General features: G+C 72.8%; 17 protein-coding genes. 6 read left to right on the top strand and 11 right to left on the bottom strand.

The window, feature by feature from the left end:
- Positions 1–3: 3 nt before the first annotated feature.
- From urtD to urtA, 4 genes are all read right to left on the bottom strand, one after another.
- Entirely contained in the window at positions 4–786 is a 783-nt protein-coding gene (gene urtD, locus G407_RS0115080) for an urea ABC transporter ATP-binding protein UrtD (protein ID WP_052341420.1), read from the bottom strand.
- On the bottom strand, positions 783–1898 hold the full coding sequence (gene urtC, locus G407_RS0115075) for an urea ABC transporter permease subunit UrtC (RefSeq protein WP_052341431.1): 1116 nt from the start codon (positions 1896–1898) through the stop codon (positions 783–785). Before urtC ends, urtD begins: the two co-directional genes overlap by 4 nt.
- 45 nt (positions 1899–1943) lie before the next feature.
- Positions 1944–3590: an urea ABC transporter permease subunit UrtB gene (gene urtB, locus G407_RS0115070; RefSeq protein WP_029031479.1), complete on the bottom strand. Its 1647-nt coding sequence runs from the start codon at positions 3588–3590 to the stop codon at positions 1944–1946.
- Between the two features lie 79 nt (positions 3591–3669).
- Positions 3670–4959 carry an urea ABC transporter substrate-binding protein gene (gene urtA / locus G407_RS0115065; protein WP_052341419.1) on the bottom strand — a complete coding sequence of 430 codons (1290 nt, stop codon included), beginning with the start codon at positions 4957–4959 and terminating at the stop codon, positions 3670–3672.
- Positions 4960–5234: 275 nt separating this feature from the next.
- Here urtA and G407_RS0115060 point away from each other — a divergent pair, with 275 nt between their 5' ends.
- Entirely contained in the window at positions 5235–5855 is a 621-nt protein-coding gene (locus G407_RS0115060) for an NADPH-dependent FMN reductase (RefSeq protein WP_052341418.1), read from the top strand.
- 9 nt (positions 5856–5864) lie between these two features.
- Here G407_RS0115060 and G407_RS0115055 read toward each other — a convergent pair whose 3' ends face one another.
- Both G407_RS0115055 and G407_RS0115050 read right to left on the bottom strand, forming a co-directional pair.
- On the bottom strand, positions 5865–7028 hold the full coding sequence (locus G407_RS0115055; RefSeq protein WP_029031476.1) for an amidohydrolase: 1164 nt from the start codon (positions 7026–7028) through the stop codon (positions 5865–5867).
- Positions 7029–7036: 8 nt separating this feature from the next.
- Positions 7037–8590 (bottom strand): M81 family metallopeptidase, encoded by a 1554-nt coding sequence (locus G407_RS0115050; RefSeq protein ID WP_029031475.1) that lies wholly within the window; start codon positions 8588–8590, stop codon positions 7037–7039.
- 223 nt (positions 8591–8813) lie between these two features.
- Here G407_RS0115050 and G407_RS0115045 point away from each other — a divergent pair, with 223 nt between their 5' ends.
- From G407_RS0115045 to G407_RS0115025, 5 genes are all read left to right on the top strand, one after another.
- Positions 8814–10250 carry an amidase gene (locus tag G407_RS0115045; protein ID WP_029031474.1) on the top strand — a complete coding sequence of 479 codons (1437 nt, stop codon included), beginning with the start codon at positions 8814–8816 and terminating at the stop codon, positions 10248–10250.
- A 162-nt stretch (positions 10251–10412) separates the two neighbouring features.
- Positions 10413–11960: an ABC transporter substrate-binding protein gene (locus G407_RS0115040; protein ID WP_169728791.1), complete on the top strand. Its 1548-nt coding sequence runs from the start codon at positions 10413–10415 to the stop codon at positions 11958–11960.
- A 189-nt stretch (positions 11961–12149) separates the two neighbouring features.
- Positions 12150–13088 carry an ABC transporter permease gene (locus tag G407_RS31795; RefSeq protein WP_029031472.1) on the top strand — a complete coding sequence of 313 codons (939 nt, stop codon included), beginning with the start codon at positions 12150–12152 and terminating at the stop codon, positions 13086–13088.
- Positions 13085–14005 carry an ABC transporter permease subunit gene (locus G407_RS31790; protein WP_043539893.1) on the top strand — a complete coding sequence of 307 codons (921 nt, stop codon included), beginning with the start codon at positions 13085–13087 and terminating at the stop codon, positions 14003–14005. Before G407_RS31795 ends, G407_RS31790 begins: the two co-directional genes overlap by 4 nt.
- Before the next feature lie 10 nt (positions 14006–14015).
- A complete protein-coding gene (locus G407_RS0115025) occupies positions 14016–15656 on the top strand; it encodes an ABC transporter ATP-binding protein (protein ID WP_029031471.1) in 1641 nt (546 codons plus the stop codon).
- An 8-nt stretch (positions 15657–15664) separates the two neighbouring features.
- Here the strand turns inward: G407_RS0115025 and G407_RS0115020 are convergent, their stop codons facing one another.
- The 5 genes from G407_RS0115020 to xylB all read right to left on the bottom strand — a co-directional run bounded on the left by G407_RS0115020 (position 15665) and on the right by xylB (position 22394).
- On the bottom strand, positions 15665–17176 hold the full coding sequence (locus G407_RS0115020) for an aldehyde dehydrogenase family protein (RefSeq protein ID WP_043539891.1): 1512 nt from the start codon (positions 17174–17176) through the stop codon (positions 15665–15667).
- A complete protein-coding gene (locus G407_RS0115015) occupies positions 17176–18096 on the bottom strand; it encodes an NAD(P)-dependent oxidoreductase (protein ID WP_280742450.1) in 921 nt (306 codons plus the stop codon). Before G407_RS0115015 ends, G407_RS0115020 begins: the two co-directional genes overlap by 1 nt.
- Positions 18097–18135: 39 nt before the next feature.
- Complete coding sequence (locus G407_RS0115010; protein ID WP_029031468.1) at positions 18136–19467, bottom strand: cytochrome-c peroxidase; 1332 nt, start codon at positions 19465–19467, stop codon at positions 18136–18138.
- 189 nt (positions 19468–19656) lie between these two features.
- The gene (gene xylA / locus G407_RS0115005) at positions 19657–20961 is read right to left on the bottom strand and encodes a xylose isomerase (RefSeq protein WP_425337501.1); all 1305 of its coding nucleotides are present in this window, start codon (positions 20959–20961) and stop codon (positions 19657–19659) included.
- Positions 20958–22394: a xylulokinase gene (xylB, locus tag G407_RS0115000; protein ID WP_043539889.1), complete on the bottom strand. Its 1437-nt coding sequence runs from the start codon at positions 22392–22394 to the stop codon at positions 20958–20960. Before xylB ends, xylA begins: the two co-directional genes overlap by 4 nt.
- Positions 22395–22396 lie beyond the last annotated feature (2 nt).

Below are 22396 nucleotides of genomic sequence, written 5' to 3'. Positions count from 1 at the left end.
CCCTCACCGTCCCAGATAGACCTCGATCACGCGCGGATCCGCCGAGACCTGGTCGAGCGAGCCCTCCGCGAGGACGGAGCCCTCGTGCAGGACCGAGACCTTGACCCCGAGCGCACGCACGAAGCTCATGTCGTGCTCGACCACGACGACGGTATGGTCGACGTTGATGCGCCGCAGCAGATCGGCCGTCATCTCGGTCTCGGCGTCGGTCATGCCGGCGACCGGCTCGTCGACGAGGAGCAGCGACGGGTCCTGCGCCAGCAGCATGCCGATCTCGAGCCATTGCTTCTGGCCGTGCGAGAGCGCACCGGCGGGCTCGGGGCGCCGGTCCTCCAGCTTGACGATCTCGAGGATCTCGGCGATCCGCCGCGCCTCCTCCGCGCTGCGGCGGTGGAACAGCGTCGCGCGCACGCCGCGCCGGCCCGCGAGCGCGAGGACGAGGTTCTCCTCCACGGAGACCATCTCGAACACGGTCGGCTTCTGGAACTTGCGGCCGATGCCGAGCTGGGCGATCGCCGCCTCGTCGAGGCGCGTGAGGTCGTGCACGCCCCCGAGCAGGACCGTGCCCGTGTCGGGGCGCGTCTTGCCGGTGATCACGTCCATCATCGTGGTCTTGCCGGCGCCGTTGGGGCCGATCACGGCGCGCATCTCGCCGGGCTCGATCACGAGGGAGAGGTTGTCGAGCGCCTTGAAGCCGTCGAAGGAGACGCCGACCGCGTCCAGGTAGAGCAGCGCGTCGGTGGTGCGCGGGGCGGCGTCGCGGGGCTTCTCGAGGATCGTCGTCATCCGCGCACCTCCGCCGGCTGCGCGGACGTCGCCTGCGCCGCGCGGGCGCGCCGGCCGAGCCGCACGCTGCGCAGGGCGCCGAGGATGCCCTTGGGCAGGAACAGGGTCACCGCGACGAACAGGAAGCCGAGCACGAACAGCCAGGCCTCCGGGTAGGCGCCGGTGAGGAAGCTCTTCGCCCAGTTCACCAGCACCGCCCCGAGCGCCGCCCCCGACAGCGTCCCGCGCCCGCCGACCGCGACCCAGACCACCGCCTCGATGGAGTTCGCGGGGGAGAATTCGCTCGGGTTGATGATGCCGACCTGCGGCACGTAGAGCGCCCCGGCGAGCCCCGCCATCATCGCCGAGAGCGTGAACACGAACAGCTTGAAGCGCTCGACCCGGTAGCCGAGGAAGCGCGTGCGCGCCTCCGCGTCGCGGATGGCGACGAGCACGAGCCCGAGCTTCGATGTGACGATCGCCTGTGCCAGCAGGAGCCCGCCGGCGAGCGCCAGCGCCGAGAGCGCGAACAGAGCCGCGCGCGTCCCGTCCGCCTGCAGCGAGAAGCCGAGCACGTCCTTGAAGTCGGTGAGCCCGTTGTTGCCGCCGAAGCCGAGCTCGTTGCGGAAGAAGGCGAGCATCAGGGCGTAGGTGCCCGCCTGGGTGATGATGGAGAGGTAGACCCCCGTCACCCGCGAGCGGAAGGCGAGCCAGCCGAAGACGAAGGCGAGCAGCCCCGGCACGAACAGCGCCATGAAGGCGGCCCAGGCGAAGACGTCGAACCCCCACCAGGCGATGGGCAATTCCTCGAAGCTGAGGAAGACCATGAAGTCCGGCAGGACCGGGTGGCCGTAGACGCCGCGCGGGCCGATCTCGCGCATCAGGTGCATGCCCATCGCGTAGCCGCCCAGCGCGAAGAACGCGCCGTGGCCGAGCGAGAGGATGCCGCAATAGCCCCAGACCAGGTCCAGCGCGACGGCGAGCAGCGCGTAGGTCAGCCACTTGCCGAGCAGCACCACGGTGCCCGTCGGCACGTGGAGCGGATGATCGGCGGGGAAGACGAGGTTGGCGATCGGCACCAGCGCCGCCGCCGCGACGAGGGCGAGCACCGCCGGCGCGATGTGCGGCGCCATCAGCCGGAAGAGGATGGGCTTGCGGGTCATGGCGCGTGTCCCTCCTCAGCTCTCGACCGCGCGCCCCTCGAGGGCGAACAGGCCACGAGGGCGCTTCTGGATGAAGAGGATGACGGCCACCAGGATGACGATCTTGGCGAGCACCGCGCCGGCGAGCGGCTCGACGAGCTTGTTCGCAACCCCCAGCGACAGCGCCGCGACGAAAGCGCCCCACAGGCTCCCCACCCCGCCGAAGACCACGACGAGGAAGCTGTCGATGATGTAGCTCTGGCCCAGGTTGGGCGAGACGTTGTCGATCTGTGACAGCGCCACGCCCGCGACGCCCGCGATGCCGGAGCCGAGCCCGAAGGTGAGCGCGTCGATCCAGGGCGTGCGGATGCCCATCGAGGCGGCCATGCGCCGGTTCTGGACGACGGCGCGCATGCGCAGGCCGAAGGAGGTCGCCTTCATGGCGACGAGCAGCGCGAGGAAGACCGCGAGCGCGAAGACGATGATCCACACCCGGCTCCAGGTCAGCGCGATGCCGAAGAGCTCGAGCGATCCGGACATGAAGGACGGGTTCATCACTTCCCGGTTGGTCGGACCGAAGAGCGAGCGCACGGCCTGCTGCAGGATCAGCGACACGCCCCAGGTGGCGAGCAGGGTCTCGAGCGGGCGGCCGTAGAGATGGCGGATGACGAGCCGCTCCAGCGCCACGCCGACGAGGCCCGCCGAAAGGAAGGCGAGGGGCAAGGCGACGAGCAGCGACAGGTCGAGGAGGCCCGGCGCGAAAGTGCGCATCAGCTCCTGCACCACGAAGGTCGCGTAGGCGCCGATCATCACCATCTCGCCATGGGCCATGTTGATGACGCCCATCACCCCGAACGTGATGGCGAGCCCGATCGCGGCGAGCAGCAGGACCGAGCCGAGCGACAGGCCGAAGAAGATGTTCTGCACGTGCGCCTGCATCGCGAGCCGGCGGTCGATGGCGGCGATCGCCGCGGATGCGGCCTCCCTCAGCGCCTCGGGCGCGTCGGCGGGAAGGCCGAGCAGCAGCGCCCGCGCCGAGGCGTCGCCCCGCTCCGCGAGCCGCGCGATCGCCGCCAGGCGATCGGCCTCGGCCGCGCCGGTGTCGGCGATGGCGAGGCCGGCGAGCGTGTCGTCGAAGGCGCGCTGGACGTTCGGATCGGTCTCCTCCGCCCGCGCGGCGGCGAGCGCGTCGCGCTGGGAGAGATCGCGGGCGCGCAGGATCGCGGCAGCCGCCTCGATGCGCGTCGCCGGGCTCGGCGCGCGCAGGGTGAGGCTCGCCATCGCCGTCTGCACGGCGCGGCGCACGGCGTTGGAGACGCGCACGTCGGTGGTGGCGCCCGGCGCCGCGACGGGCGCCCCGGTCAGCGCGTCGTAGTATGCGCCGCCCGCGTCCTTCCACAGCACGCGCCGCCCGGCGGCCTCGACGACGAGGCGCCGATCCGACAGCGCCGTCAGGATCTCGGCCGCGTGCGGATGGCCGGACGCCGCGAGCGCGTCGATCGCCGCCAGAGTCGCCGGGAACTGCCCGCGCGTGAAGCCCGCGAGGATCGTGGCGACCTCCTCCTGCGCGGCCTGCGCCGCCGCTGGCGTCGGTGCGGTCAGCGTGGCGGGCGCGAGGACGAGCGTGAGCGCGAGGAGGACGAGCCGCGCGAGGCGGATCGGCGTCCGGGCGTGATGCGCCATGGGGACGGGCCCTTCGGATCGATCGCGGGTGGGGGAAAGCGCGGCGGCGCCCGGGGGCGCCGCCGCGATCGGGCGCGCGTCACGCGCCGCCGCACTGGCCGCTGACGACGTTGAAGTTGCCGCAGTTCATCGGGGCCTGCCAGTCGGACATCAGGTCCTTCGACCCCTCGAGGTGGTCCGACCAGGCGTCGCCCGGCACGAGGCCCGCGGTCTCCCACACCACGGCGAACTGGCCGTCGTCCTGGATCTCGCCGACGAGCACGGGCTTGGTGATGTGGTGGTTGGGCATCATCGCCGAGTAGCCGCCGGTGAGGTTCGGCACCGCGACGCCGATCATGGCGTCGATCACCGCGTCGGCGTCGGTCGTCCCGGCCGCCTCCACCGCCTTCACCCACATGTTGAAGCCGATGTAGTGGGCCTCCATCGGGTCGTTGGTGACGCGCTTCGTGTCGCCGGTGAAGGCGTGCCATTGCTCGATGAAGGCGCGGTTCTCCGGCGTGTCCACCGACATGAAGTAGTTCCAGGCCGCCAGGTGGCCGACGAGCGGGCCGGTGTCGATGCCGGCGAGCTCCTCCTCGCCCACCGAGAAGGCGACGACGGGGATGTCGGTGGCGGCCACGCCCTGGTTGGCGAGCTCGCGGTAGAACGGCACGTTGGCGTCGCCGTTGATCGTCGAGACCACCGCGGTGCGCTTGCCCTCGCCGCCGAAGCGGCGGATGTCGGAGACGATCGTCTGCCAGTCGGAATGGCCGAAGGGCGTGTAGTTGATCAGGATGTCCTCGGGCGCGACGCCCTTGGCCTGGAGGTAGGCCTCGAGGATGCGGTTCGTGGTGCGCGGGTAGACGTAGTCGGTGCCCGCCAGCACCCAGCGCTCGACGCCCTCGACCTCCATCAGGTAGTCGACGGCGGGGATCGCCTGCTGGTTCGGTGCGGCGCCGGTGTAGAAGACGTTGCGCTGGCTCTCCTCGCCCTCGTACTGGACGGGATAGAACAGGATCGAGTTCAGCTCCTCGAACACCGGCAGCACGGACTTGCGCGACACCGAGGTCCAGCAGCCGAAGGTCGCGGCGCAGCCGCCGGTGATCAGCTCGCGCGCCTTCTCGGCGAAGAGCGGCCAGTCCGACGCCGGATCGACCACGACCGCCTCGAGCGGCCGGCCGAGCAGGCCGCCCTTGGCGTTCTGCGCCTCGATCAGCATCAGCATGACGTCCTTCAGCGTCGTCTCGGAGATCGCCATCGTCCCCGAGAGCGAGTGGAGCACGCCCACCTTGATCGGCTCGCCCTGGGCGAGCGCGGGCACGCCGCGGAACATGGATGCGCCGGCGAGCGCCGCGCCGAGGCCGAGCACGTGTCTACGCGTGAAGGTCATGGAAGCCGTCCCCCTGTCGTTGCATCGGGACGCCGCCCCCCGCGGCGCCTCGACGTGCTGCGGTGCAAGAGAGGGGCCAGCGTGAACGGCTCCGGGTTTCCCCTCGGTTCGCCGCCGAATCGGGCAGGATCGCCGCGCGCGGTTGCGCAACGGGTGCGCTGTTGCACAGCGAAGCGGCGGCGCCGGACGAGCGTGCGGCGCTCACGACATGGTGTCTTCCGGACGTCGGTGTCGCCGTCCACGATGGCCGCACCCGGCCGAGCGCGGAGCATGCCATGACCACGGACACGCCGAACACGGATACCCCGACGACGGACCCGCTGACGATCCTCGTGCTCTACGGCTCGGTGCGCACCGCCCGCCGCGGCATCGGCCTCGCGCGCCTGCTCGTGCGCGCCGTCGAGGCGCGGGGCCATCGCGCCCTCCTCGCCGACGCCGCCGAGATCCCGCTGCCGCTCCTCGACCGCATGTACAAGGAGTTCGCGCCCGGGGAGGCGCCGGAGCCGATGGAGCGGCTCGCCGGCATGATCCGCGCGAGCGACGCCGTCGTCGTCGTCTCGGGCGAGTACAACCACGGCATCCCGCCGGCGCTGAAGAACATGCTCGACCACTATCTCGAGGAGTGGTTCTTCAAGCCAGCCGGCATCGCCTGCTATTCCGCCGGGCGCTACGGCGGCGTACGCGCGGCGATGCAGCTGCGCATGACGCTGGCCGAGCTCGGCATGCCGACGATCTCCTCGCTGCTGCCGGTGCCGCAGGTCCAGGACGCCGTCTCGCTCGAGGGCGAGGACCGCACGCCCTTCCTGGCCAAGGCGATGGCGAAGTTCCTCGGCGACCTCGAGTTCTGGGCGCTCGCGGCGCGCGCCCGCAAGCGGGAGGCGGGGACGCCCTACTGACGCCGCGCCTCACGCCAGCCGCGTGCGCGCGATCCGGTCGAGCAGGCTCGCGCCGACGGGCAGGACCGCGTCGTCCAGGACGAAGCCGGGGTTGTGCAGCGGCACGTCGCCGCCGTGGCCGATCCAGACGTAGGCGCCCGGGACGGCGCGCAGCATGTCGGCGAAGTCCTCGCTCGCGACGCTCGGCGGGTAGGCCGCGTCCACCCCGTCCTCGCCGAGGATCTCCCGTGCCGCCGCCGCGGCGGCCTCGACGGCTGCGGCATCGTTCTCGAGCACCGTGAAGATGTCGCGGATCGAGACCTCGATCTCCACCGCGTAGGCTTGCGCCAGGCCCCGCGCCAAGGCCTCCAGCCGCTCGACCAGCACGGCGCGCGTCGCGTCCGAGAAGTAGCGCAGCGTGCCCGCGAGCCGGGCCTCGTCGGGGATGACGTTGTAGGCCGCGCCCGCCTCGATGCGCGTGATCGAGAGGACGGCGGGCGAAAGCGGGTCGACGTCGCGGGCGACCACGCTCTGCGCGGCCTGTGCGAGCGCGGTCGCGACGAGGACCGGATCGCGCGCGAGATGCGGCATCGCGCCGTGGCCGCCGCGCCCACGCACCAGGATGTCGAAGAAGCTCGCCCCGGCCATGCCGGCGCCCGGCGTGACGCCCACCGACCCGAGCGGCAGGGCGGGGGCGTTGTGGAGCGCGTAGATCTCGTCGCAGGGGAAGCGCGCGAACAGGTCGTCCGCCAGCATGGCGCGCGCGCCGCCGAGCCCCTCCTCGGCGGGCTGGAAGATCAGCACGACGCTGCCGGCGAAGTCGCGGTCCTGCGCGAGGGCGCGCGCGGCGCCCAGCAACATCGTGGTGTGCCCGTCGTGACCGCAGCCGTGGAACAGCCCGGGGCGCGTCGAGCGGAAGGGAAGGTTCGTCGCCTCCTCCATCGGCAGCGCGTCCATGTCCGCGCGCAGGCCGATGCTGCGGGTGCCCGGCCGCGCGCCCCGCACGATGCCGACGACGCCGGTGCCGCCGATGCCCTCGTGCACCTCGTCGACGCCCCACTCGCGCAGCAGCGCGGCGACCCGCCCGGCGGTGCGCGTCTCCTCGAAGCCGAGCTCGGGGTTCGCGTGGAAGTCGCGCCGTATCGCGGTGAGCGCGTCGGCGAAGCCGGCGATGGCGGGCGGGATCGTCGGGATGCCGGTGCTCACGGGACGTCTCCTCCTGATGGGGGCGTGAAGGCCGGCCCGTTCGGCTCGAGCCGCAGCCCGGGCCGCAGGCGGCCGAAGGGAAGGTCGCCGGGCCGCACGGGCATCGGGCCCGGCGCGGCGGCGACGAGGATCGCGCGCGCGATCGGCGCGAAGTCCGCACGGAAGTGCACGGAGCTCTTCACGCAGACGATGTCCGTCTCCTCCGGCGCGATCCCGACGTAGCGGAACATCGCCCGGTCGGCGGCCTGCGCCTTGTGCGAGGCGACGACGACGCGCACCCCGCCGATGCGCAGCGCCGCGCTCGGGCCGAGCCGCATCGTGGTGCCGCCGTAGTACGGTCCGTCGGCGACGAAGACGCCGTCCGAGAGCCGCTCCACGACGGCCTGCGCGGTGAACCGCAGGTCCCCGGGGAGCCCGCTGCCGGGCAGATCGAGCGTGATCCGCGCGCCTTCGCCCGCCGCGTGCGCCGCCGCCGCGGCGGCGCGGTCGACCATCACGCCGAGCGCGGCGTTCGGCGCGTCCGCCGCGACGAGCGCGTGGAGCATGCCCGTCGTGTCGGCGTCGCCGCCCGCGCCGGGATTGTCCTGCGTGTCCGCGATCACCACCGGCCCGCCCCGCTCCGCGACGATGGCGCGCGCGCGGGCGATCGCGGCATCCGGCGCGAGCGCCTCGCCGGCGAAGGCGTCCTCGGCGGCGAGGAAGGCCTTCTCCAGCGCCTCCGCCGCCGCCTCCGCGGTCGCGGCGTCCGTCGCGTAGGCGAGCACGCTCGGGCCGCAGTCGGGGATGTCGGCCGCGGGAAAGCCCATCATCAGCGAGAGCGCGGCGATCGCGGGATCCGCCTCCAGCGCCTCGAGCCCGGCGTAGAGCGTGCGCGCCGGCTCGAGGCGCGAGCATTGCCACGGGACCGGCACGAGGAAGGGGAGGGGGCGGAAGGCGCGCGCCAGGCGCTCGCCCGCCATGAGCCGCCCGAGCAGGGCCGCCGCGCGCTCCCCGGTCCGCGCCATGTCGACATGGGGATAGGTGCGATAGGCCACGAGCGCGTCCGCTGCCTCGACGAGCTGCGGGCCGATGTTGCCGTGCAGGTCGAGGCTCGCGACGATCGGCACGCCCGGCCCGACGAGGGCGCGCACCCGCGCGACGATCTCGCCCTCGCCGTCGTCGACGTGCTCGGCCACCATCGCCCCGTGCAGGTCGAGCAGCACGCCGTCGAGGGGCGCTTCCGCCTGCGCCTCGGCGATGCGGGCGACGAGGCGCTCGGCGATCGTCTCGTAGGCCTCGCGCGTGACGTGGGCCGACGGGCTCGCCGCCGCCCACAGGGTGGGCACGATCTCCCAGCCGGCGGATTCTGCGGCGGTGATCGCGCCCGCCATGCCGACATTGACGCCCCGCGTCGCCGCGAGCGCGTCCGCCCCCTCCGAGAGCGGCGGCCAGCCGCCGCCGTGGCGGAAGGCGTCGAGGTCGGCCTTCGTCGCCGCGAACGTGTTCGTCTCGTGCATGAAGCCGCCGATCGCCACGCGCTTGGCTCCGGCTCCAATGGCGACCCCGTTCATCGGCGCGGTTCTCCTTCGTGCGTGACGCAGCACGCGTGCCTGGCGCATCGTGTCCGCCCGGCGGATCGTCTGGCGGGAGAGAGGGTAGCGTCGCCGCACCGGCACGTCGATGCCGCGGGGTCTGCGCGTGCGCCAATACGCATTCGGTCATGCGCGTATTTCGCCACGCGGCGCGCTCGGTCTAGCCTACGCTCGCGTAAACGACCGAGCGGAGGGCGCCGCGATGGCCGACATCCACGAGATGACCGCAGCCGAGCTGACGGCGGCCTATGCCGCGGGACGCTGCTCGCCGGTGGAGGCCGTGGAGACGGTGATCGCGCGGCGCGACCGGTTCGAGGGTGCGATCAACGCCTTCGTCCACGTCGACGACGCCGCCGCGATGGAGGCCGCCCGCGCCTCCGAGGCGCGCTGGCGCGCCGGCATGCCGCTCGGCGCCGCCGACGGCGTCCCCGCCACGATGAAGGGCAACGTCGCCGTCGCCGGCTGGGAGATGCACCGCGGCTCGAAGGCGCTGCCGCCGACGACGCCGGATTTCGACGCGCCGGCGACGCGGCGCCTCAAGGAGGCGGGGGCCGTCCTCGTCGGCTACACGAGCCTTCCCGAGCTCGGCTGGAAGGGCCTGGGCGACAGCCCCGCCCACGGCGTCACGCGAAACCCCTGGGACCTCTCGCGCACGTCGGGCGGCTCCTCCGCCGGCGCGGCGGCGGCGGGGGCGCTCGGCATCGGCGTGCTGCACGTCGGCACCGACGGGCTCGGCTCGGTGCGCATTCCCTGCGCCTTCTGCGGGCTCGCGGGGCTGAAGCCGACCTCCGGCCGCATCCCCGCGTTCCCGGCTTCGCCGATGGGCGTGCTCGCGATCCTCGGGCCGATGGCACGCACCGTCGCCGACGTCGCGCTCCTGTTCGAGCTGATGGCGATCCCCGATGCGCGCGACACGCTGGCCACGGCCGAGGCGCCGCCGGCGGCGCGCGCGCTGCTGGGCCGCTCGCTCGCCGGGCTGAGGGCGGCATTCAGCCCGGACCTCGGCTATGCGAGGTTCGTCGATCCCGACGTCGAGGCCGCCTGCCGCGCCGCCCTCGCTCCCCTCGCCGCCGCGGGCGTGCAGGTGAGCGACGGCGATCCCGGCATCGAGGACCCGCTCGACGTCTGCAACGTCTTCTGGCTCGCGGGCTCGGCGAGCCTGTGGGCGAAGATGCCGCCCGAGCGCCGGCACCTGTGCGACCCCGGCTTCGCCCGCTCGGCGGAGGCCGGCGCACGGCTGCCGGCGTCGGCCTATGTCGACGCCCTCGCGGCGCGCCAGGCCTTCGCCGAGCGCATGCGCCGCTTCCACGAGGAGGTCGACCTGCTGATCACGCCGACGATGCCCATCGGCGCGCCGACGGTGGACGGTCGCCCGACCGGCCCCGGCGTGCCGGAGCGCTTCGACGGGCCGTGGAGCGACTGGTCGCCCTTCACCTACCCGTTCAACCTCTCGGGGCAGCCCGCCGCGACCGTGCCCGTCGGGTTCAGCCGCGAAGGCCTGCCGGTCGGCCTCCAGATCGTCGCGCGGCGCGGCGAGGACGCGCTCGTCCTCGCCGCCGCCGCCGCGGTGGAGGCCGCGGTGAATTTCCCCGCGCTCGATGCACCGCGGGGGAGTGCCGATGGCGTGCGGCTTGCATGACCATCGTCATCGGATGGGCGACACGCGCGCTGGGGAGGACATCGCGCAGTCTCCGATCCGTCTGCGGCTCGTCCGCACACGAACGAACCAAGAGGGGAACCGACGATGACCTTCAAGCTGACCAGGCGCGATCTACTCGCGGGTGCCGCCGCGACGGCGGGCATGAGTGCCTTACCCTTCGGCATGGGGCGTGCGCGTGCCGCCCCTAGCGGCGTCCTGCGGGTGATCCCGCACGCCTCGCTGACGATCCTCGATCCGGTGGCGACGACCGGCTATATCGTCCGCAATCACGGCTACCTGATCTACGACACCTTGTTCGCGCAGGACGCCAACCTCGAGGTGAAGCCGCAGATGGCGAGCGGCGTCGAGATCTCCGACGACAAGCTCACCTACCGAATCTCGCTGCGCGACGGCCTCGCCTGGCACGACGGCAGCCCCGTCACGGCGGAGGATTGCGCGCTGTCGCTGATCCGCTGGGGCCAGGTCGACGGCATGGGCCGGCGGCTGTTCTCCTACATGGAGAGCTGCACCCACGACGGCACCGACACGATCGTGCTCAAGCTCTCGCGTCCCTACGGCCTCGTGCTGCAGTCGATCGGCAAGCTCTCGACCAACGTGCCGTTCATGATGCCCAAGCGCATGGCGGAGAAGCCGACATCCGAGCGTCTCACCGCCGAGGAGCAGGTGGGCTCGGGCCCGTTCCGCTTCGTCGGGAGCGAGTTCCGCCCCGGCGCCCGCGTGGTCTACGAGCGCAACCCGGACTACGTCCCGCGTGACGAGCCCGCCTCCAACGCCGCCGGCGGCAAGGTGGTGCATCTCGAAGGCGTGGAGTGGATCAACTTCCCCGACCCGAACACCCAGCTCAACGCGCTGATGACGGGCGAGGTCGACTATTGGGAGCAGGTTCCCGCCGACCTCGCGCCGATCGTCGCCGGCATGCCCGGCGTCAAGGTCGAGAACTTCAACCCGCTCGGCAACATGGGCATGGCGCGCTTCAACAGCCTCGTGGGCGCGAGCGCCAACCCGGGCGTGCGCAAGGCGATCGTGCGGGCGCTGGACCAGACGGCGCTGCTGCAGGCGGCAGTGGGCTCGCCGGAATACTACAAGGAGTGCTTCTCGGTCTTCCCCTGCGAGACGACCTTCGCCAACGACGCCGACGCGGGCTTCATCCAGGAGCCCGACCTCGAGGAGGCGAAGAAGCTTCTCGCCGAGAGCGGCTACAACGGCGAGCCCTTCGTCGTGCTGGCGACGACCGACATCCCGGTCCAGACCAACTACATCCAGGTCATCGTCGACACGATGCGCCGCATGGGCATCAACGTCGACGCCCAGGCCATGGACTGGGCGACCGTGCTCCAGCGCCGTGCCAGCAAGAACCCGATCGAGGACGGCGGCTGGAACATGTTCGTGACCTGGTGGGAGGGCGCGGACCTGCTCGACCCGGTCGTGCAGTTCGCCATGTCGGCGGCGGGCGATACCGCCTGGGTCGGCTGGGCGCAGGACGACGTCATCGAGGGCCTGCGCACGGAGTTCGCCGAGGCCGGCTCGATCGACGACCAGAAGGAGATCGCGCGCAAGATCCAGTCGCGCTTCTTCGAGCAGAACTTCCACGCGGTGCTCGGCCAGTTCTTCACGCCCACCGGCTATCGCGACAACGTCTCGGGTATCCTGGAGGCGCCGCCGTTCTTCTGGAACATCCAGAAGAGCTGATCGGTCGAGAACGCGCTCGCCCCGAGACCTCACCTTCGGGATATACTCGGGGGAGGCGGGCCGAGCGCAGCGAGGATCGGTGGGGGCGAGCGGCGCGTCCGTTCGCTCCCACCCGTCGGCCCGCGGCCGCGACCTCCCCTCGGGGACGGTGGCGGGCGCGGGCGACGGCCGTACCCGATGAGGACCACCATGCCCCTGCTCGTCCTGCAGCGCCTCGTTTCCACGATCCCCGTCCTGCTCGTCGTGGCGGTGATCGTCTTCCTGATGCTGCGCATCTCCGGCGACCCCGCCGCGATCCTCGCCGGCGACACCGCGACGAGCGCGCAGATCGAGGCGGTGCGCCAGGCCTTCGGCTTCGACCGGCCGATCTGGGAGCAGTTCCTCGGCTGGATCGTCCAGGTGCTCCAGGGCGACCTCGGCGAATCGCTGTTCACCGGGCTCCCCGTCACGACGCTGATCGCCCAGCGCATCGAGCCGACCCTGATGCTCGCGCTCACCACGATCGTCTTCTCGGTTCTCGTCGCGGTGCCGCTCGGCGTCCTCGCCGCATGGCGCTCGGGCACCTGGATCGATCGGGCGGTGATGGTCTTCGCGGTGCTCGGCTTCTCGGTGCCGGTCTTCGTGCTCGGCTACGGCTTCATGTACGTGTTCTCGATCGAGCTGCGGCTCCTGCCCGTGCAGGGCTACACCAGCCCCTTCGTGGATCCCGTCGCCTTCGCGCAGGGCATCATCCTGCCGACGCTGACGCTCTCGTGCATCTACATCGCGCTGATCGCCCGCATCACCCGCGCGAGCGTGCTCGAGACCCTGAACGAGGACTACATCCGCACCGCCCGCGCCAAGGGCCAGGTCGAGCGCACGGTCCTCTTCCGCCACGCGCTGCGCAACGCCGCGGTGCCGATCGTCACCGTCATCGGGCTCGGCGTCGCGCTCCTCATCGGCGGCGTGGTGGTGACCGAGAGCGTGTTCAACATTCCCGGCCTCGGCCGCCTCGTCGTCGACGCCATCACCCGGCGCGACTACCCGATCATCCAGGGCCTGATCCTGTTCTTCGCGCTGATCTACGTGGTGCTGAACCTGATCATCGATCTCGCCTACACCCTGCTCGACCCGAGGATCCGCTATTGACCGCCGTCGTCGACAAGACCGCCGAGGGGGCGATCCCGCCGGGCGACGAGCCGACGCCGGCTCCCGCCGCGCCCGCCTCCCATCTCGCCGGGACGCTGAGGCGCTACCCGCTCGCGGCGTTCGCCGCGCTCGTCCTCGCGCTCATCGCGTTCGGCGCGGTCTTCGCGCCCCTCGTCGGCACGACCGACCCGACGGCGCTGAACCCCGCCGCGCGCCTCCAGGGCGCGTCGGCGACGCATTGGCTCGGCACCGACCATCTCGGACGCGACGTCTGGAGCCGGCTCGTCTACGGGGCGCGGGTGTCGGTCGTCGTCGGCCTCGCGGTCGCGGCGCTCGCCGTGGTGGTCGGGCTCGTGATCGGCCTCTTCACCGGCTTCATCCGCTGGCTCGACCCGATCGTCATGCGCGTCATGGACGGGCTGATGGCGATCCCCGGCATCCTGCTCGCCATCGCGCTCGTCTCCGTCTCGGGCGCGAGCATCGTCACCGTCATCGCCGCGATCGTGGTGCCGGAAGTGCCGCGCGTCGTGCGCCTCGTGCGCTCGGTCGTGCTCTCGGTTCGCGAGGAGCCCTATGTCGAGGCCGCGGTCTCGGTCGGCACGCCGCTGCCGAAGCTGCTCTGGCGCCACGTGCTCCCCAATTGCGTGCCGCCGCTCATCGTGCAGGCGACCTACGTCGCCGCCTCCGCCATGCTGACGGAAGCGATCCTGTCCTTCCTCGGCGCCGGCACGCCGCCGATCGTGCCCTCCTGGGGCAACATGGTCGCCGAGGGTCGCCTCCTCTTCCAGATCGCGCCGATGAACCTGCTCTATCCCGGCATCGCGCTCGCGATCACCATCCTCGCGGTGAACATCCTCGGCGACGCGCTGCGCGACCGGCTCGATCCGAAGCTCGCCAAGCGCGTCGGCCAGCGGTGAGGAGCACGTCATGACAACGCATCAGGGCGACGGCCCCGTCCTCTCCATCCGCGACCTGGCCGTGGCGCTCCCCGCGGGCGCCGACCGGCGCTACGCGGTCGAGGGCGTGAGCTTCGACGTGGGGCCCGGAGAGATTGTCTGCGTGGTGGGCGAATCGGGCTCGGGCAAGTCCGTCACCGCCTTCTCGGTGATGGGCCTCCTCGCCAAGGGCGAGCTCCACGCCGAGCGCGGCCAGATCCTGCTCGAGGGCGAGGACGTGCTGAAGGCGACGCCGGAGCGCCTGCGGGACCTGCGCGGGACGCGCATGGCGATGATCTTCCAGGAGCCGGCCACCGCGCTCAACCCGGTCATGACCATCGGCGACCAGATCGACGAGGTGCTCCAGATCCACACGAAGCTCTCTCCGGCGGAGCGCCGGGAGAAGGTGATCGCGATCATGGAGGCCATGCACCTGCCGGATCCGCAGGCGCTTTACGACCGCTACCCGCACCAGCTCTCCGGCGGCCAGCGCCAGCGCGTGATGATCGCCGCCGCGATGGTGCTCGACCCCGTCATCCTCATCGCCGACGAGCCGACCACCGCCCTCGACGTCACCACCCAGGCGCAGATCCTCCAGCTGATCAAGGAGATGCAGGAGCGTCGTCGCACGGGCGTGCTCTTCATCACCCACGACTTCGGCGTCGTCGCCGAGATCGCCGACAAGGTGGTGGTGATGCGCTACGGCAAGGTCGTCGAGCAGGGGCCGGCGGCGGAGATCTTCGCGAACCCGAAGGTCGCCTATACCCGCATGCTGATCGCCTCGGTGCCGAGCCTCGAGCCGCCGACGCGCACGGCGGCCTCGGGCGAGGTGGCCGTGCGGACCCGCGATCTCGTCAAGGGCTACGGCGGCAAGAGCTGGCTCGGCCGCGCGACGCAGCCCTCCGTGCTCGCGGCGAAGGACGTGAACCTGGTCGTGCGCCGCGGCGAGACGCTGGGCGTCGTCGGCGAGAGCGGCTCGGGCAAGTCGACCGTGGCGCGCTGCATCGTGCGGCTCGTCGACCCGACGAGCGGGGCGATCGAGATCGCCGGCGTCGACATCGCCGGGCTCTCCACCCGCGCGCTGACGCCCTATCGCCGGCGCGTGCAGATGGTCTTCCAGGACCCCTACCGCTCGCTCAACCCGCGCCGAACGGTCGGCGCCTCGGTGATGGAGGGCCCGATGAACTTCGGGCTGCCGCGCGAGGAGGCGCTCGCCCGCGCGCGCCGGCTGATGAGCCTCGTCGGCCTCTCCCCGGACGCGCTCGACCGCTATCCGCACCAGTTCTCCGGCGGCCAGCGCCAGCGCATCGCCATCGCCCGCGCGCTCGCCATGGAGCCGGACGTGCTGATCGCCGACGAGGCGGTCTCCGCCCTCGACGTCTCGGTGCAGAAGCAGGTGCTCGAGCTGCTCGACCAGGTGAAGCGCGAGTTCGATCTCGCGCTCCTGTTCATCACCCACGACCTGCGCGTCGCCGCCCAGATCTGCGACCGCATCGCGGTGATGCGCCGGGGCGAGGTGGTGGAGGAGGGTCCGACGCGCGAGCTGTTCCTCGACCCGAAGCACGAGTACACCCGCACGCTGCTGGCCGCCGCGCCGGGGCGGCATCTCGGCCCGGCGGTGGCGGCGGAATAGGCGTCGTCTCAGCCGGGCGCGCCGGGCGCGTACCCGAACGGAAACACCGGGGTCGCCGCGGTCTCGATCCAGAGGCTCTTGGCCTGCGTGTACTCCGCTATCACCTCGGCGCCCGACGAGCGGCCGAAGCCGGAGCCGCGCATTCCGCCGAAGGGCGCCTGGACCGAGAGCGTGCGGTAGCCGTTCACCCACACCGATCCCGCCCGCAGGCCCCGCGCCACCCGCAGCGCCTTCGCCCCGTCGCGCGACCAGACGGCGCCGGCGAGATCGAAGTCCGTGCCGTTGGCGAGGGCGAGCGCCTCCTCCTCGCCGTCGAACGGCAGGACGGCGAGGACCGGGCCGAAGATCTCCTCGCGGGCGAGCGCCGCGTCGGGTGCCACGTCGGCGAAGATCGTCGGCGCGACGAAGTAGCCGGGTCCCTCGCCGAGCGCCGCCGGGCGTGCTCCCCCGAGGACGAGCCGCGCGCCGGTCGCGCGCCCCGCCGCGATCGTCCCGCGTACGCTCGCGTATTGCCGCGCGTTCTGCAGCGGCCCGACCTCGGTCGCCGGATCGAGCGGATCGCCGACCCGCAGCTTCGCCGCCCCCTCCGCCAGCCAATCGAGGACGCGCTCGTAGACCGGCCGCTCGACGAGGAGCCGCGAGCCCGCGGTGCAGCTCTGCCCCGCGGCGGCGAAGATGGCGCCCTGGGCGCAGGTGGCGGCGGCGGCGAGATCGGCGTCGGCGAAGACCACCATCGCCGACTTGCCGCCGAGCTCCAGCAGCGACGGCCGCCCCGCCGCGGCGGCGAGCGCCGCGACCTTGCGCCCGCTCGGCACCGAGCCGACGAACACCGCCTTGCCGCAGCGCCCGTCGGACACGAGCGCGGCGCCGGCCGTGTGCCCGAAGCCGGCGACGACCGAGACCGCGCCCGCCGGGACGCCGGCCTCGATCAGGAGCCGGCCCAGCATCAGCGAGGTGACGGGCGTCCATTCCGACGGCTTCAGGATCGCCGCGTTGCCGGCGGCCAGCGCCGGTGCGAGCTGCCAGCCGGCAGTGAAGAGCGGGGCGTTCCAGGGCGTGATCTGCACGACCGTGCCCAGCGGCTCCGGCGTGACGAGGGTCAGATGCCCCGAGGCGACGGGCACGACGCGGCCCTCGATCTTGTCCGCGAAGCCGGCATAGTAGCGCAGCATCTCCGCCACCCGTCCGGCCTCCGCCCGCGCGTCGCGGATCGGCTTGCCGGCGACGAGCGCCTCGACGGTGGCGAGCGCCTCCGCATCGCGCGCGACGAGGTCGGCCGCGCGCATCAGGATCTCGCCGCGCCTCGAGGCCGAGAGCGCCCGCCACGCCCCGCCGCCGCGCTCGGCCGCGGTGTGCGCGCGGGCCGCGACATCCGCGCCGGCATCGGCGTAGGACGCGAGGAGCTCCTCCGTCGCGGGGCAGACGAGCCCGATCGCCTCGCCCGTGCCCTCGACGATCTCCCCGTCGATGAGGCTGCCGATCGGTCCGGGCCAGTGCTTCGCCAGGATGTCCGCCCGCATCACGCCTCTCCCCGTCCGAGATCGACCAGCCGGTTGAAGTCCGCCGCGGCGCCGAAGCGCGCCTCCCCCTGCGCCACGCTCGCGGCGGTGGCGCGCGAGAGCGGCCCGAGCGCCGCCACCGCCTCGCCGAGCGCGCGGGCGAGGCGCACGTCCTTCGCCATCAGCCCCATCGTGAAGCCGCTGTCGTAGGTACCGGAGAGCACCCAGGCGGGCAGGTTCGTCTCGATCGCCGCCGAACGCCCGGAGCCCGCGGCAAGGACCGCGGCGAGCGCCCGCGGGTCGAGTCCCGCCGCCTCGCCGAGCGCCAGCGCCTCTCCCGCGAGCAGGAGATGCGCCGAGCAGAGCAGGTTGTTGACGAGCTTCGCCACGTTTCCCGCACCCGGCCCGCCGCAGCGCACGACCTGCCGGGTCAGCGGGGCGAGGAGCGCCTCGGCCCGGTCGAGGTCCGCATCCGCCCCGCCGAGCATGGCGAGGAGCCGTCCCTCGGCGGCGCCCGTGGCCCCGCCCGAGACCGGCGCGTCCACGAAGGCGACGCCGCGCTCGGCGGCGCGGGCCTGGATGGCGCGCGTCGAGAGCGGGTCGGCGGTCGAGGTGTCGACGACGAGGAGCCCGGGCGCGGCCCGTGCGAGGACCCCCTCCATCACGGCCTCGACGGCCGGGCTGTCCGGCAGCGACAGGAGAAGCGCGTCGGCGCCGGCGACGAGCTCCGCGAGATCCGCCGCCGGCATTGCGCCGTCGGCGCGGCGGGCGGGATCGCGGTCGAGCCCCGCGACCGCGTGCCCCGCGGCGGCGAGCCGCTCGGCCATCGGCCGCCCCATGGCCCCGAGCCCGATCGATCCGATCCGCATGCCGTCCTCCCTCGCGCCGCGTCGGCCCGAGCGTAGCAGAGAGCGTGCCGAGGGCTGCGCGATCGTGCGCACGACGGGGATCGGGAGCGGTGCACGGGGGCCGTCTGCCGCCTACCGATCCACCGGCAGCCCGCTCGGCACGCGCTCGGGGATGCCGAGCCGTCCGGCGATCGCGGCCTCGTCGGTGAGGCTGTCGAGGAAGGCGAGGAGCGCGGCGATCTCGTCGTCGTCCAACGCCAGCCGGGGACGGGCCGCGGCGGCGGACGTGATGGCGGCGGTCTCCGTCGGGTCCTCCAGCGCGGCGAAGTCGGGCTTCGCCGGCGCGAAGGCGGGGAGGGTGGCGTCGGGCGCGTAGGCGGCCAGCCCCGCCGCGGGATCGGCGTGGAAGCGCAGGAAGCCGGCGAGATCGGAATGGCCGCCCGCGTGGCCCCAAGGGCCGGTGCGCGCGACGTTGCGCAGCGACGGCGTGCGGAAGGCGTAGGCGTCGGCGGGGTCGTTCGTCACCCGCATGCGGCCGACGTCGCGTGCATGGCTCTCGAAGCGCTCGGCCTTGCCGGGGCCGAGCTGCGGCGCGCCCATGGCGTGGAAGCCGTGGTCGGTCTGGAACGGCCCGGAATGGCAGGCGGCGCAGCCGGCCTCGCCGTAGAACAGCGCCATGCCGGCCCGCGCCGGCCCGGGGAGCGGTGCCTCGCCGCGCAGGTGGGCGTCGAAGGGCGAGGCGTCCGAGCGCCATTCGAGCTCGATGAAGGCGCCGATGGCGTTCGAGATGTCGGTGAAGGCGATGGCGCGCCCCGCCGCGATCTCGGGATAGGCGGCCTCGAACAGCGCGCGGTAGTCCGGGATCGCGGCCACGCGCCGCGAGATCAGGTCCCAGGCCCCGCCCTCGCCGGTGATCAGGCCCTGGCGCACCGCCCGCGAGATCTCGTTCTCGGAATAATGCCCCGCCATCTCGTCGGGCGAGAGCACCGGGAACATGGTCTGCGCGGACAGCAGCGTGTCGAAGCCCGCCACCATCTCGTCCTCGAGCGGCGTGCGCAGGCCGGACGGGCGCGAGGGGTCCTCCTCGATGCGCCCGTCGTGGAACATGACGGTGAACTCCCGGGCGCCGAGGTTGAACAAGGCCGGCGCGTTGCGGGGGATCCGCTGCTCCGGGAGGTTCTGCGGATCGACGGCGCGCTCCGGCCCGAGCCCGACGCCGCCCTCGCCCATCCCGAGCGAGAGTCCGTCGGAGGTGGCGAATTTCGGGTGATGGCAGGTGCCGCAGGAGATGTTGCGGTTGCCCGACAGGATCGGGTCCCAGAACAGCAGCCGGCCGAGCTCCGCCTCCCGGCGGTCGACGGGGCGGTAGTCGACGTCGGTGGGGGCGCGGGGGAGGTCGAGGGCGGCGGCGGGGGGGGCTGCGGGGGTGGCGAGCAGAAGAAGCGCGAGACCGAGCGCCGCCACCTGTCCCTCCCTGTAGGGCAGGGGACGGCTCGCGAAGCGAGCCAGGGGTGGGGTCCGGAGCCCGGCCCGTTTCGGCTTCGCCGAACGCGCCTTACGGCGCGCCCCATCCGTCTCGCCGCTGCGCGGCGATCCACCTTCCCCTACAGGGAAGGAGAACGGGTCGCGCGTCTCGCCCATCGCCGTCCCTCCTCACACGAAGCGGTTCACCCAGTTCTCCAGACGCTCCTGCCGGCCCGAGCGCGGCTGCGGGTCGATGCCGTCGCTCTCGACGCGCGCGGCGATCGATGCGAGGTCGGACGTCAGCATCGCCTGCGCCTCCGGCGCGTCCCAGCCGGCGTAGCGCTCGGCGCGCAGGCGCTCGAGCCCGCCGTCCTCCAGCATGGCGGCCGCCGCGATCAGCCCGCGGGCGCACACGTCCATCCCGCCGACATGGGCCGCGACGAGGTCGACCGGATCGAGGGACTGGCGGCGCAGCTTGGCGTCGAAGTTCGTGCCGCCCGTCGCGAAGCCGCCGGCGCGCAGGATCTCGTAGTAGGCGAGCGCGACCTCGGGGTGGTTGTTGGGGAACTGGTCCGTGTCCCAGCCGGACTGGTAGTCGTTCCGGTTCATGTCGATCGAGCCGAAGATGCCGAGGCTGGAAGCCAGCGCGATCTCGTGCTCGAACGAGTGCCCCGCGAGGATGGCGTGGCCCTGCTCGATGTTGACCTTGACCTCGTTCTCGAGGCCGAAGCGGCGCAGGAAGCCGTACACCGTGGCGACGTCGTAATCGTACTGGTGCTTCGTCGGCTCCTGGGGCTTGGGCTCGATCAGGATCGTGCCCTCGAAACCGATCTTGTGCTTGTACGCGACCACCATCGACAGGAAGCGCCCGGCCTGCTCGGATTCGCGGCCGAGATCGGTGTTGAGCAGCGTCTCGTAGCCCTCGCGCCCGCCCCAGAGCACGTAGTTCTGCCCGCCGAGCCTGTGGGTCGCGTCCATGCAGGACTTCACGGTCGCGGCGGCATAGGCGAACACGTCCGGGTCCGGGTTCGTCGCGGCGCCCGCCATGAAGCGCCGGTGCGAGAACAGGTTCGCCGTGCCCCACAGCAGCTTCGTCCGCGACGTCTCCATCTTGCCGGCGAAGTAGTCGACGATCTCCTCCAGATTGCGGCGGCTCTCGGCGAAGGTCGCGCCCTCGGGGCGCACGTCCGCGTCGTGGAAGCAGAAGAACGGCGCGTCCAGGATCTCGAACAGCTCGAAGGCGCCGTCCGCCTTGAGCTTCGCCGCCTCCATGCCGTCCGAGAACCAGGGCCGCTCGAAGGTCTGCCCGCCGAACGGGTCCCCGCCCGGCCAGGCGAAGGAGTGCCAGTAGGCCACCGCGAAGCGCAGGTGGTCCTCGAGCCGCTTGCCCATCACGACCCGATCGGGGTCGTACCAGCGGAAGGCGAGCTCGGCGTCGCTGTCGGGGCCTTCGTAGCGGACAGGGGCGATCCCGGCGAAGAAGTCGGTCATCAGAAGCTCCCGATGGCTCGCGCGGCGGCGGCGTAGCGCGCGTGCGCGTCGTCGTAGGCGGTGGTGAGATCGGCGTCCGGCGCGATGCGCCGGGCGATCGGCGGAGGGGTGGCGATTTCCGGGCCGGCCCCGGTCGCGGCCATGAGCGCGAGGCGGGCGGCGCCGAAGGCCGCGCCGAAGTCGCCGGCGGCGGGGACGTCGACCGGCACGCCGAGCGCGGTCGCGATCGTGGCGAGCCAGGTTTCCGAACGGCTGCCGCCGCCGAGCGCGATCAGCCGATCGATGCGGGTGCCGGTCGCGGCGAGCGCGTCGCGGCAGTCCCTGAGCGCGAAGGCGACGCCGTCGAGGACGGCGCGGGTGCCGGCCTCGCGGTCGGTCTCGTGCTCGAGGCCCAGGAAGGCGCCGCGGATCCCGGCGTCGTTGAGCGGCGTGCGCTCGCCGCCGAGATAGGGCAGGAACAGCGTGCGCCCGGGCGCCCTCGGCGCACCGAGACCGGCCGTGAGCGCGGCCGCGTCCGCGCCGACGAGGCGGGCGTACCAGTTCAGCGCGTCGCTCGCGGCGAGGATGACGCCCATCTGGTGCCAGGCGTTCGGCAGCGCGTGGCAGAACGTGTGCACGGCGGTCTCGGGCGCGGGCGCGTAGCCCTCGGCGGCCGCGAAGAGCACGCCCGACGTGCCGAGCGACACGAAGGCCTCGCCCGCACGCACGACGCCCGCGCCGATGCCCGACGCCGCATTGTCACCGCCGCCGCCGGCGACGACGACGCCCTCGGGCAGCCCCCAGCGCGCGGCGAGGGCGGGGCGGAGCGTTCCCGAGACCTGCGAGCCCTCGACCAGGCGCGGCATGTGCGCGCGCGAGAGGCCCGTCGCCGCGAGGAGATCGTCCGACCAGTCGCGCCGGCCCGTGTCGAGCCAGCTCGTGCCGGCGGCGTCGGACATCTCCGCGACGTGCTCGCCCGTGAGCCAGAGGCGCAGGTAGTCCTTGGGCAGGAGGACCTTGGCGATCTTGTCGAACACGCCCGGTTCCCGGCGCGCGACCCAGGCGAGCTTGGGTGCGGTGAAGCCGGGGAAGACGATGTTGCCGGTGATCGCGCGGAAGCGCGGGTCCGCGTCGAGGGCGGCGGCCTCGGCGTGGGAGCGCGTGTCGTTCCACAGGATCGAGGGGCGCAGCACCTCGTCGGCGGCGTCGAGCAGCGTCGCGCCGTGCATCTGGCCCGAGAGGCCGATCCCGCGCACGTCCGAGAGCCCGTGCGGCGCGAGCGCGTCCATGACGCTCTCGGCGGCGGCGAGCCAGTCGGTCGGGTTCTGCTCCGACCAGCCCTCGTGCGGGCGCGAGACCGCGAGCGGCGCCGTCGCCTCCGCGAGCACGGCCTGGCCCTCGTCGACGAGGACGCCCTTGAGCCCGGACGTGCCGAGATCGAGCCCGATGACCTGCATGA

Origin of the sequence: Salinarimonas rosea DSM 21201 (assembly GCF_000429045.1) — a bacterium.
GTDB classification, from domain to species: domain Bacteria; phylum Pseudomonadota; class Alphaproteobacteria; order Rhizobiales; family Beijerinckiaceae; genus Salinarimonas; species Salinarimonas rosea.
Note: the sequence above shows the minus strand (reverse complement) of the source record. Positions and strands in the feature narration are given on the sequence as shown.

Coding starts and splice junctions, on each gene's coding strand:
- G407_RS31795 (WP_029031472.1), top strand. CDS start 12,150: ATGCCCCTGCTCGTCCTGCAGCGCCTCGTTTCCACGATCCCCGTCCTG.
- G407_RS0115050 (WP_029031475.1), bottom strand. CDS start 8,590: ATGAACGGGGTCGCCATTGGAGCCGGAGCCAAGCGCGTGGCGATCGGC.
- urtD (WP_052341420.1), bottom strand. CDS start 786: ATGACGACGATCCTCGAGAAGCCCCGCGACGCCGCCCCGCGCACCACC.
- urtB (WP_029031479.1), bottom strand. CDS start 3,590: ATGGCGCATCACGCCCGGACGCCGATCCGCCTCGCGCGGCTCGTCCTC.
- G407_RS0115040 (WP_169728791.1), top strand. CDS start 10,413: ATGAGTGCCTTACCCTTCGGCATGGGGCGTGCGCGTGCCGCCCCTAGC.
- G407_RS0115045 (WP_029031474.1), top strand. CDS start 8,814: ATGGCCGACATCCACGAGATGACCGCAGCCGAGCTGACGGCGGCCTAT.
- G407_RS0115020 (WP_043539891.1), bottom strand. CDS start 17,176: ATGCGGGCGGACATCCTGGCGAAGCACTGGCCCGGACCGATCGGCAGC.
- urtA (WP_052341419.1), bottom strand. CDS start 4,959: ATGACCTTCACGCGTAGACACGTGCTCGGCCTCGGCGCGGCGCTCGCC.
- G407_RS0115025 (WP_029031471.1), top strand. CDS start 14,016: ATGACAACGCATCAGGGCGACGGCCCCGTCCTCTCCATCCGCGACCTG.
- G407_RS0115060 (WP_052341418.1), top strand. CDS start 5,235: ATGACCACGGACACGCCGAACACGGATACCCCGACGACGGACCCGCTG.
- xylB (WP_043539889.1), bottom strand. CDS start 22,394: ATGCAGGTCATCGGGCTCGATCTCGGCACGTCCGGGCTCAAGGGCGTC.
- urtC (WP_052341431.1), bottom strand. CDS start 1,898: ATGGCGCCGCACATCGCGCCGGCGGTGCTCGCCCTCGTCGCGGCGGCG.